12 protein-coding genes are annotated in these 9,868 nt (G+C 68.3%); 9 read left to right on the top strand and 3 right to left on the bottom strand.

Translation table 11 applies throughout. The features are described 5' to 3' along the window. The 7 genes from mihF to ACRDUX_RS01290 form a co-directional block, all read left to right on the top strand. On the top strand, positions 1-289 hold a 289-nt coding region (mihF, locus tag ACRDUX_RS01320; protein WP_526410263.1), incomplete at its 5' end, for an integration host factor, actinobacterial type. A 29-nt stretch (positions 290-318) separates the two neighbouring features. Further along, a complete protein-coding gene (gmk, locus tag ACRDUX_RS01315; RefSeq protein ID WP_526410261.1) occupies positions 319-906 on the top strand; it encodes a guanylate kinase in 588 nt (195 codons plus the stop codon). Positions 907-923: 17 nt separating this feature from the next. Continuing rightward, on the top strand, positions 924-1,238 hold the full coding sequence (rpoZ, locus tag ACRDUX_RS01310; protein WP_526410259.1) for a DNA-directed RNA polymerase subunit omega: 315 nt from the start codon (positions 924-926) through the stop codon (positions 1,236-1,238). 74 nt (positions 1,239-1,312) lie between these two features. Then, on the top strand, positions 1,313-2,569 hold the full coding sequence (gene coaBC / locus ACRDUX_RS01305; RefSeq protein WP_526410257.1) for a bifunctional phosphopantothenoylcysteine decarboxylase/phosphopantothenate--cysteine ligase CoaBC: 1,257 nt from the start codon (positions 1,313-1,315) through the stop codon (positions 2,567-2,569). 114 nt (positions 2,570-2,683) lie between these two features. Beyond that, positions 2,684-3,892 carry a methionine adenosyltransferase gene (gene metK / locus ACRDUX_RS01300; RefSeq protein ID WP_526410255.1) on the top strand — a complete coding sequence of 403 codons (1,209 nt, stop codon included), beginning with the start codon at positions 2,684-2,686 and terminating at the stop codon, positions 3,890-3,892. 109 nt (positions 3,893-4,001) lie between these two features. Further along, positions 4,002-5,015, top strand: a complete 1,014-nt coding sequence (locus tag ACRDUX_RS01295) for an acetamidase/formamidase family protein (RefSeq protein ID WP_526410253.1) — start codon at positions 4,002-4,004, stop codon at positions 5,013-5,015. Between the two features lie 27 nt (positions 5,016-5,042). Further along, positions 5,043-5,804, top strand: a complete 762-nt coding sequence (locus ACRDUX_RS01290) for an SDR family NAD(P)-dependent oxidoreductase (protein ID WP_526410251.1) — start codon at positions 5,043-5,045, stop codon at positions 5,802-5,804. 9 nt (positions 5,805-5,813) lie between these two features. On the opposite strand, the gene ACRDUX_RS01285 is transcribed toward ACRDUX_RS01290, so the two are convergent. The 3 genes from ACRDUX_RS01285 to ACRDUX_RS01275 are packed head-to-tail and all read right to left on the bottom strand — an operon-like array spanning position 5,814 to position 8,133. Then, positions 5,814-6,206 carry a YdeI/OmpD-associated family protein gene (locus ACRDUX_RS01285; protein ID WP_526410249.1) on the bottom strand — a complete coding sequence of 131 codons (393 nt, stop codon included), beginning with the start codon at positions 6,204-6,206 and terminating at the stop codon, positions 5,814-5,816. After that, positions 6,203-7,174 (bottom strand): alpha/beta hydrolase, encoded by a 972-nt coding sequence (locus ACRDUX_RS01280; RefSeq protein ID WP_526410247.1) that lies wholly within the window; start codon positions 7,172-7,174, stop codon positions 6,203-6,205. The genes ACRDUX_RS01285 and ACRDUX_RS01280 overlap by 4 nt, the downstream gene beginning before the upstream one ends. A gap of 5 nt (positions 7,175-7,179) precedes the next feature. Beyond that, a complete protein-coding gene (locus ACRDUX_RS01275; protein ID WP_526410245.1) occupies positions 7,180-8,133 on the bottom strand; it encodes an alpha/beta hydrolase in 954 nt (317 codons plus the stop codon). Between ACRDUX_RS01275 and ACRDUX_RS01270 the strand changes: the two genes are divergently transcribed. After that, positions 8,087-8,863, top strand: a complete 777-nt coding sequence (locus ACRDUX_RS01270) for a lysoplasmalogenase family protein (protein ID WP_526410243.1) — start codon at positions 8,087-8,089, stop codon at positions 8,861-8,863. The genes ACRDUX_RS01275 and ACRDUX_RS01270 overlap by 47 nt on opposite strands. Before the next feature lie 50 nt (positions 8,864-8,913). Continuing rightward, a partial coding sequence (locus tag ACRDUX_RS01265) for a primosomal protein N' family DNA-binding protein (RefSeq protein ID WP_526410265.1) occupies positions 8,914-9,868 on the top strand: 955 nt, incomplete at its 3' end.

Below are 9,868 nucleotides of genomic sequence, written 5' to 3'. Positions count from 1 at the left end.
GGCAGCGTTGGAGAAGGCTGCTGCCGCACGTCGAGCGCGAGCTGAACTGAAGGATCGACTCAAGCGTGGCGGCACCAACCTCAAGCAGGTCCTCAAGGACGCTGAGAACGACGAGGTCTTGGGCAAGATGAAGGTTTCCGCACTGCTGGAAGCTTTGCCGAAGGTTGGCAAGGTCAAGGCACAGGAAATCATGACCGAGCTCGAGATCGCACCGACCCGCCGCCTGCGCGGCCTCGGCGATCGTCAGCGCAAGGCCCTGCTGGAAAAGTTCGACTTCACGGCAGATTAGTGCCGGCGGAGGACCGGACGGCGGCTGCGATGAGTCGAATCGTCGTGCTGTCCGGTCCTTCGGCCGTCGGCAAGTCAACCGTGGTTCGTTGCTTGCGCGACAAGGTCCCCGACCTGCACTTCAGCGTGTCCGTGACCACCAGGGCGCCAAGGCCGGGTGAGGTCGACGGTGTCGATTATTCGTTCGTCACCGCCGAGCGGTTTCAGCAGCTGATCGACGAGGGTGCGCTGCTCGAGTGGGCCGAGATCCACCGAGGGCTGCACCGCTCAGGGACCCCAGCCGAACCCGTGAGGGCGGCGGCGCGTGCCGGTTTCCCAGTCCTCATCGAAGTGGATCTGGCCGGTGCACGGGCCGTGAAGACCGCCATGCCGGAGGCGATGACGGTGTTTCTCGCCCCTCCGAGCTGGGAGGCGCTGGAGTCTCGATTGGTCGGTCGCGGCACCGAGACCCCCGAGGTGAGGGCCCGTCGTCTGGCCACCGCGCGAGACGAACTCGCTGCCCAAGATGCCTTCGACGTGGTCGTCGTCAATGGGCAATTGGAATTCGCCTGTTCAGAGTTGGTATCCTTGCTGATGGGCAACACGCCGGATGCGGCGCGGACCGACCCGAACAGTTAGCTAGTCCTCAAGCAAACATGCCAGGAGATTACTTCGTGACAACCCCTGTCGAGAGCCCCGACTCCGACGCCGCCAACGCCTACGACACGCCGCTGGGCATCACCAACCCGCCCATCGACGAGTTGCTGTCCCGTGCGTCCAGCAAGTACGCACTGGTGATCTACGCCGCCAAGCGGGCACGCCAGATCAACGACTACTACAACCAGCTGGGTGACGGCATCCTCGAGTACGTCGGGCCGCTCGTCGAGCCGGGACTGCAGGAGAAGCCGTTGTCGATTGCCATGCGCGAGATCCACGGCGATCTGCTCGAGCACACCGAGGGCGAGGGCTAGGCCCCCCGGCTGCGCGGCGATGAGCCTCTCGGGCGAAGAGCAGACAATCCGATGAGCCTCCCGGGCGAAGAGCTATGACCGAGCGCAAGCGGATCGTCGTCGGCGTCGCTGGCGGTATCGCCGCCTACAAGGCGTGCACGGTGATCCGGCAACTCGCCGAAGCCGGTCACTCCGTTCGCGTCGTCCCCACCGAATCGGCCCTGCGCTTCGTCGGTGCCGCGACGTTCGAGGCGCTGTCGGGACAACCCGTGCACACCGGGGTCTTCGAGGACGTCGACCAGGTCCCGCACGTCCGCATCGGCCAGGAGGCCGACCTACTGGTGGTTGCTCCCGCGACGGCCGATCTGCTGGCCAGGGCGGTCGCGGGCCGCGCCGACGATCTGTTGACCGCCACGCTTCTGACCGTGCGATGTCCGGTTCTGTTCGCACCCGCGATGCACACCGAGATGTGGTTGCACCCGGCCACCGTCCAGAACGTCGAGACCCTGCGAGGCCGCGGCAACATCGTCCTCGAACCGGCCTCGGGCCGACTGACCGGGTCGGACAGTGGTGCTGGTCGTCTGCCCGAGCCCGAAGAGATCACGACGCTGGCCCAGCTTCTGCTCGACCGCCCCGACGCTCTTCCGTACGACCTGGCAGGGGTGAAGGTGCTCGTCACCGCGGGCGGCACCCGCGAACCCCTCGATCCGGTGCGTTTCATCGGCAATCGCAGTTCGGGCAAACAGGGCTTCGCGATGGCGCGCGTCTTCGCGCAACGCGGCGCCGAGGTCACCCTGATCGCAGGCAACACCGCAGGTCTCGCCGACCCTGCGAGCGTGGACGTCGTGCACATCGGGTCGGCCGACCAGTTGAAGGACGCGGTGTCGAAGCACGCACCCGACGCGCACGTCCTGGTGATGGCTGCCGCGGTCGCCGACTTCCGCCCGACCCAGGTCGCGACCACCAAGATCAAGAAGTCTCACGAGCCGGGGGCCGCGGCCGCGCCCACCATCGCGTTGACGCGCACCGACGACGTGCTGGCGGGAGCCGTCCGGGCGCGTGCGCATGGTCAGCTCCCCAACATGCGGGCCATCGTCGGATTCGCTGCGGAGACGGGTGACGCCAACGGCGACGTGTTGTTTCACGCACGGGCGAAACTGCAGCGCAAGGGGTGCGACCTACTGGTCGTCAACGCCGTTGGCGAGGGGCGCGCGTTCGAAGTGGACAACAACGACGGCTGGCTGCTGGCGGCCGACGGCAACGAAGTCGCGTTGGAGCACGGTTCCAAGACGCTGATGTCGAGCCGTATCGTGGACGCGATCGTGGCCTTCATCGGTAGCGACGGCTCGTGACGGAACCGACGGCAAAACGCTGCGCGTAAGGGTTGCGTGCAACGAGGGCGCACGCTTGGCTGCAACGGGGCACCGATATGATTCGCCTAACTAACTTCTTGAAAGGGATACACCGTGAGCAATGCCCGGCTGTTTACCAGTGAATCGGTAACCGAAGGACACCCCGACAAGATTTGTGATGCCATCAGCGACTCGGTGCTCGATTCACTGCTCGCCGTGGATCCAAGGTCACGCGTGGCCGTCGAGACCCTCGTCACGACCGGGCAGGTGCACGTCGTTGGTGAGGTCACCACAACCGCCAAGGAAGCATTCGCCGACATCACGAACACCGTGCGCGCGCGAATCCTCGAGATCGGTTACGACTCGTCGGAGAAGGGTTTCGACGGGACCACCTGCGGCGTGAACATCGGCATCGGCGCGCAGTCCCCTGACATCGCCCAGGGCGTCGACACCGCGCACGAGACGCGCGTCGAGGGCGCAGGCGATCCGCTGGATCTCCAGGGCGCAGGCGACCAGGGCCTGATGTTCGGGTACGCCATCAAGGACACGCCCGAGCTGATGCCGCTGCCGATCGCGCTGGCCCACCGCCTTGCCCGCAGGCTCACCGAGGTGCGCAAGGGCGGCGTGCTCGACTACCTGCGGCCCGACGGCAAGACCCAGGTCACCGTGCAGTACGACGGCACCACTCCCGTCCGGCTCGACACCGTGGTGCTCTCGACCCAGCACGCCGACGGCATCGACCTGGTGGGCACGCTCACACCGGACATCCGCGAGAAGGTCGTCAACACGGTCCTCGCCGACCTGAATCACGACTCCCTGGACACCTCCGACTTCCGGCTGCTGGTCAACCCCACCGGCAAGTTCGTGCTCGGCGGTCCCATGGGAGACGCGGGCCTGACCGGCCGCAAGATCATCGTGGACACCTACGGCGGCTGGGCCCGCCACGGCGGCGGCGCCTTCTCCGGCAAGGATCCGTCGAAGGTGGACCGTTCGGCCGCGTACGCGATGCGCTGGGTGGCCAAGAACGTCGTCGCCGCCGGGCTGGCCGAGCGCATCGAGGTCCAGGTCGCCTACGCCATCGGCAAGGCCGCGCCCGTCGGCCTGTTCGTCGAGACCTTCGGCAGTGAGACCGTCGATCCCGCTCGCATCGAGAAGGCCATCACGTCGGTCTTCGATCTGCGCCCCGGCGCGATCGTCCGCGACCTGGACCTGCTGCGCCCGATCTACGCGCAGACCGCCGCGTACGGCCACTTCGGCCGCACCGACGTCGACCTGCCGTGGGAGCGCACCGACAAGGCTGAGGAGCTCAAGGCTTCCGTCTGACGCTCAACCTCTGCACGAGCAGACACTAAGGGCCCTCAATCGACGTGATTGAGGGCCCTTTGCGTCTGCCCGCGCGACATGGGGAGACGAGTCGAGCAGGATGGTGGCCATGGATCACGTCACCTTCGTGCCCTCGGTCGACCAGCTGGCCTACACCTTCGGCGGCGCGCCTGCGATCAAGCGGATCAGACCGGGCACGGTCCTGACGCTGTGGACCGAGGACGCCTATGGTGGCCGGATCACCAGCAAGGACGACGTCGCCAGCGTTGCGCTGAACACCGATGACCTCAATCCCCAGACCGGGCCGTTCTGGATCGAGGGGGCCGAGCCGGGTGACACGTTGGCCGTTCACCTCGTCGACCTGACGCCCGCCCGCACCTGGGGGGCCTCGACGCTGATCCCGTTCTTCGGTGGGCTCACCAGCGTGCCCGCCAGCCCGACGCTGCAGGACGCTCTTCCGGAGCGCACCTGGATCTACGAATACGACCCGGCCACCGCGACGGTCGGCTTCTCGGCGCTGGGCAGCGAGTTCGAGCTGAAGCTGCCCGCCAACCCCATGCTCGGCACCGTCGGCGTGGCTCCAGCACATCGCGAGGTACGCACCTCGTTGGTTCCCGACTACTTCGGCGGGAACATGGACACCCCCGAAATGGCGCCGGGCGCAACCTGTTACCTGCGGGTGAACGTCGACGGCGCGCTGTTCTCACTCGGCGACGGCCATTACCGCCAGGGTGAAGGCGAGTCGTGCGGCACGGCAGTCGAGGGCGCCATGAACGTGACCGCCATCGTCGACCTGATCAAGGGCGGCGGCCCGGCCTGGCCCAGGATCGAGACCGACACCCACCTGATGTGCATCGGTTCGGGGCGCCCGCTGGAAGAGGCATGGCGGGCCGGGCAGGTCGAGATGATCGGCTGGCTGGGTCAGCTCTACCACCTCGATCGCCTCGACGCGTACCAGTTGCTGAGCCAGATTTCGCAGGTCCCGATCGCCAACGTCGTCGACACGAACTACAGCGCCGTGACCAAGGTTGACAAGCGGCTGCTTCCCACGGCGCCGTCCTACGGCGGAATCCACGATGAATTGCGTCGGCTCGCAAGGTCGCTCGGCTCGATCTCGTACTGACCCCACACCGACGAGCAAGGAGACGGCATGGAACTCGGACTGACCGGCAAGCGATTCCTGGTCACCGGCGGTACGCGGGGCATCGGCCGCGCGGTGGTCGACGGTTTGCTGGCCGAAGGCGCGGTGGTGGCCTACTGCGCGCGCACGCCGGAGGCCGTGGACGCGACGGAGGCCGAACTCGTGGCCAAGGGCGCCGATGCCATTGGAACCGCCGTCGACGTGGGTGACGCTGCGGCACTGAGAGACTGGGTGCAGGCCAGCGCAACGACACTCGGTGGCATCGACGGCGTGGTGGCGAACGTCAGCGCTCTCGCGATTCCGGACAACCAGGAGAACTGGCGCGCGAGCTTCGACGTCGATCTGATGGGCACGGTCGGTCTGGTGGAGGCGGCGCTGCCGCAGCTGCTGGCGAGCGACGCCGGGTCGATCGTCACGATCTCGAGTGTCTCCGGGCGCGAGATCGACTTCGCCTCGGGCCCGTACGGGACGATGAAGGCCGCCATCATCCACTACACGCAGGGGCTGGCCCACAACCTTGCGGGCAGGGGAGTCCGGGCCAACTCGGTCAGTCCGGGCAACACCTACTTTGCGGGCGGGGTGTGGCCATCGATCGAGGAGAACGACCCGGAGCTGTTCAAGGCGGCGCTCGGGCTCAACCCCACCGGCCGAATGGCGACTCCGCGAGAGATCGCCAATGCCGTTGTCTTCCTGAGCAGTTCGGCGGCCAGCTTCATCACCGGCACCAACCTCGTCGTCGACGGCGCGCTGACCCGCGGCGTGCAGCTCTGAGCAAGGCCGCTAGGACGGCCAGCGTCCGTCGGCCTTCGCCGCCTCGACGTGCTCCAAACCGTGTGCACGCATCCGGCCGGCGGCGATAAGACGGTGCACCCGTTCGACGTTCGACTTCGACCACGAGCTCCTGGCCTTGCGCGGACTGAACCTCTGGATGCGGGATACCTCGTCGTGCCCGCGGGCCAGACTGTCGATCCATCCGAAGCACAGCGCGATCTCGACGGCCTCGCCGTAGGCCAGTGGCACGTCGCCGGTCATTCCCCCGGTCGTTTCGCTCCTGCCCCAGGAGGCCTTGTTGAACAGCCGCAACCACACCTCGCTCACCGAGTCGTGGTTGCCCTCCAGCCAGTCCTCCCACTGCCGTGGCGATCGGACGTCGAGCACGAAGCGGTCGGTCATCGCCCCGTGTGCAGTGCCGCCTTGAGTGCGGCGAGTCCGCGGTTGGTGGCCTCGTCCGCGGCAGGTGATGCGAGCGCCAGGCTTGCGTAGCCGTGCACCATCGTCGGCTCGAGGCTGTGTTCAACGGGAACACCTGCAGCGGAGAGCATTTCGGCGTACTTGCCACCGTCGTCACGCAGCGGGTCGTGTTCGGCGGTGCCGATGAAGGCGGGTGCCAGCCCGGCCAGCGTCGTCGCGTTGGCGGGGGCCAGGTCGGTGGGAAGCGAGGCGGCATCGGACATGTCGACGCCGGGCAGATACCACGTCAGGAACGCCTCGATGACCTCGCGGTTGAGCAGCGGCGCGTCCGCGTTCTCGGTGAACGACGGCGCCGACAGATCCCCGACGGCCACCGGATACCAGAGCAACTGGAACACCAGCGGTGGACCGCCCGCGTCCCGCGACCGCAACGCCATCACGGCCGCGACGTTGCCACCTGCGGAGTCGCCCGCGACGGCGATCCGGGTGGGGTCGCCGCCGAGTTCGGCGGCGTGTTCTCCGACCCACAGCAGGGCCGCCCAGGCATCATCGACGCCCGCGGGAAAGGGATGCTCCGGAGCCAGTCGGTAGTCGACCGAGACCACGATCGCCTCGGTGCCGACCGCATGGGCCCGTGCCACGTGGTCGTGCGTGTCGAGATCACCGACGGACCAACCGCCCCCGTGGTAGTACACCACCACGGGCAGGTCGGAGTGCGATTCGATCGGCGGCCAGTAGATGCGCACCGGGATGTCGGTGAGGTCCCCGTGACCGATCGCCCGTTCCTCGATGCGCATGTCCGGCAATGTCTCCGCGGGAGGGTTCAGTGCGCGAAGCTTGTCCCGTGCCACCTCGACGCCGTCGTCGATGGTGAACTCGAGCGGTACGGCCTCGAGGAGTGCCTTGAGGATGGGATCTATACCGGGCCGCGTCGTCGAGGAATCCGTCATATACCTCAGGCTAGCGCGCGGCGAAGCGCGGACAACCCCCGCGCGACGGCGTCGGTGGCGGCGGGCACCACGTCGGCGTAACCGAGGTAGCCATGGACCAGCGTCTCGGCGTTGTGCACTTCGACCGGCACTCCCGCGGCGGCCAGCAGTTCACCGTAACGAACTCCGTCGTCGCGCAGGGGGTCGTGTCCGGCGACCGCGATGTAGGCCGGCGCCAGACCCGAGAAGTCACTGGCCCGACCGGGGACCAGGGTCGACGGTGGATTCCTCAGATCCTGGCCACGGGCGTACCACCGCGAGAACTCGGCGACGGCGTCGAGCGCGAGGATCGGCGCGTCCGCGTTCTCGGTGAACGAAGGCAGTGAGGTGTCCCACGTCGTCGCTGGATACCACAGCAGCTGGAACACCATCGGCGGGCCGCCTGCGTCGCGCGACATCTGTGCGACGACCGCCGCGAGGTTGCCGCCGGCCGAATCCCCGGCGACCGCAAGCCGTTTCGGGTCGGCACCGAGCTCGTCGCCGTGCGCTGCCACCCACTGCGTCACGGCCCACACGTCGTCCACCGCGGCGGGGTACGGATGCTCGGGCGCCAGACGGTAGTCGACCGACACCACCAGCGCACCCGAGCCGACCGCGTGGCGGCGGGCATCCCCGTCGTAACTGTCCAGATCACCAACGACCCACCCGCCGCCGTGGAAGAACATCACCACCGGCACCACTGCGTTCCCGGCGTCCGGTGGCCAGTACAGCCGGATCGGGACCTGACCCGCGGGCCCATCGATCGTCCGGTCCTCGACTCGCAGGTCCTGATGTACCGGACGGCGGGGGAGATCCCGGAAGCGTTGCCGCGCCGCCTCAGGGCCTCCGTCGGTCGTCAACTGGAATGGCACCGCTTCCAGTACCTTCTGCAGAATGGCATCCAGACCGGGCTTGTCGTCGGCGTCATCGGTGACGGGCATCGACTCACCGTACGCATCGCGTGCGGTGCGGACGCTGTGGGGCGCGGCGGTGGTCGTCGGTGCGGCCTACGGGGTGTTCCTTCTCGTCACGGCGCTGCGATCACCCGCTGGTGACGCGCTCACCGGCCAATTCGCTCTGCAGCCCGCCGTCAAGGCCCTGGCCGCCGTGCTGCTGGCCGCCGCGGCGCTCGGCCATCGGGTCCGACGCGAACGCCGCTGGCTGGTCCCCGCCCTGGTGTTCTCCGCCGCGGGTGACTTCCTGCTCGCGATGCCATGGTGGGAGCCGTCGTTCGTCCTCGGCCTCGGGGCCTTCCTGCTCGCGCATCTGTGCTTCCTCGTCGCGCTGTTTCCGCTGGCGACCCGCACTCCGACGAGGGTGGCGACCGCGATCGGTGTGAGCGTTGCGTGTGTGGCGCTGCTGGTGTGGTTCTGGCCGCGGCTGATGGCCGAGGGGATGGCGATCCCCGTCGTCGTCTACATGGTGGTGCTCGCCGCCATGGTGTGCATGGCCCTGTTGGCCGGGCTGCCGACCCCGTGGACCGCGCTGGGTGCGCTGTGTTTCGCGGTGTCCGACGCCATGATCGGGATCGGCAAGTTCGTGCTGGGTTCGGAGGCCTTGGCCGTGCCGATCTGGTGGGCGTATGCGGCGTCGCTGCTGTTGATCACCGCGGGGCTCCTGTTCGGCCGCGGTGGATCGGTGTCCGAGCACTCTGCTACACCACGGGCGTGACGGAAATCAGGCAGCCAGCCGAGCACGAGCCCATCGCTCGGGTGCTCCCGATGCTGTCCGTGCCGCACCTCGATCGCGAGTTCGACTACCTCGTCACGGCCGAACAGTCCGATGACGCCCAACCCGGCGTAAGGGTTCGGGTGCGCTTCCACGGCAGGCTCGTCGACGCCTTCCTCCTCGAGAGGCGTTCGGACACGGACCACGTCGGCAAGCTCGGTTGGCTGGACCGCGTGATCTCCAGCGAACGGGTGCTGACCCCCGACGTCCGCCGGCTGGTGGACGCCGTCGCCGCCAGGTACGCGGGCACCCGTGCCGACGTGCTGCGACTCGCGGTCCCGCCGAGACACGCGAAGGTCGAGAAGCAGGCCATGCCGGAGCTGACCACGGCGACGGCGCGGCCGGTCGACCAGGCGGCCTGGGCCGAGTACGGCCGCGGCCGCCAGTTCCTCGACGCCCTGAGCGAGGGCCGGGCCGCTCGCGGAGTCTGGCAGGCGCTGCCGGGGGAGCAGTGGACCGACCGGCTCGCAGAAGCGGCGGCCGTGGTCGTCGCCTCGGGCCGTTCCGCGCTGGCCGTCGTACCCGACCAGCGTGACGTCGACGCGCTGGCCGCGGCCGCGGTCCGGCACGTCGACGAAGGGGCCGTCGTCGCACTGTCCGCCGGGCTCGGCCCCTCACAGCGCTACCGCCGGTGGCTATCCGTCCTGCGCGGCCACGCCAGGTTCGTCATCGGAACCCGCAGCGCGGTGTTCGCGCCGGTGGCCGACCTCGGGCTGGTGATGGTGTGGGACGACGGTGACGACACGCTCACCGAACCCCGCGCCCCGTACTCGCACGCCCGCGAGGTCGCAATGCTGCGCGCACACCAGCAGCGGTGCGCGGCGCTGATCGCCGGCTACGCCCGCACTGCCGAGGCGCAGGCGCTGGTGGCGGGCAAGTGGGCGCATGACCTGGTGGCCCCGCGGGCGGTGGTCCGGTTGCGCACGCCACGCGTCATCGCGCTCGAGG

This window comes from Mycobacterium sp. (genome assembly GCF_050701675.1).
Lineage (GTDB): Bacteria > Actinomycetota > Actinomycetes > Mycobacteriales > Mycobacteriaceae > Mycobacterium.
This window is presented reverse-complemented; position numbering and strand designations above follow the sequence as displayed.

Coding starts and splice junctions, on each gene's coding strand:
- gmk (WP_526410261.1), top strand. CDS start 319: ATGAGTCGAATCGTCGTGCTGTCCGGTCCTTCGGCCGTCGGCAAGTCA.
- rpoZ (WP_526410259.1), top strand. CDS start 924: ATGCCAGGAGATTACTTCGTGACAACCCCTGTCGAGAGCCCCGACTCC.
- coaBC (WP_526410257.1), top strand. CDS start 1,313: ATGACCGAGCGCAAGCGGATCGTCGTCGGCGTCGCTGGCGGTATCGCC.
- ACRDUX_RS01295 (WP_526410253.1), top strand. CDS start 4,002: ATGGATCACGTCACCTTCGTGCCCTCGGTCGACCAGCTGGCCTACACC.
- ACRDUX_RS01290 (WP_526410251.1), top strand. CDS start 5,043: ATGGAACTCGGACTGACCGGCAAGCGATTCCTGGTCACCGGCGGTACG.
- ACRDUX_RS01285 (WP_526410249.1), bottom strand. CDS start 6,206: ATGACCGACCGCTTCGTGCTCGACGTCCGATCGCCACGGCAGTGGGAG.
- ACRDUX_RS01280 (WP_526410247.1), bottom strand. CDS start 7,174: ATGACGGATTCCTCGACGACGCGGCCCGGTATAGATCCCATCCTCAAG.
- ACRDUX_RS01270 (WP_526410243.1), top strand. CDS start 8,087: ATGGCATCCAGACCGGGCTTGTCGTCGGCGTCATCGGTGACGGGCATC.
- ACRDUX_RS01275 (WP_526410245.1), bottom strand. CDS start 8,133: ATGCCCGTCACCGATGACGCCGACGACAAGCCCGGTCTGGATGCCATT.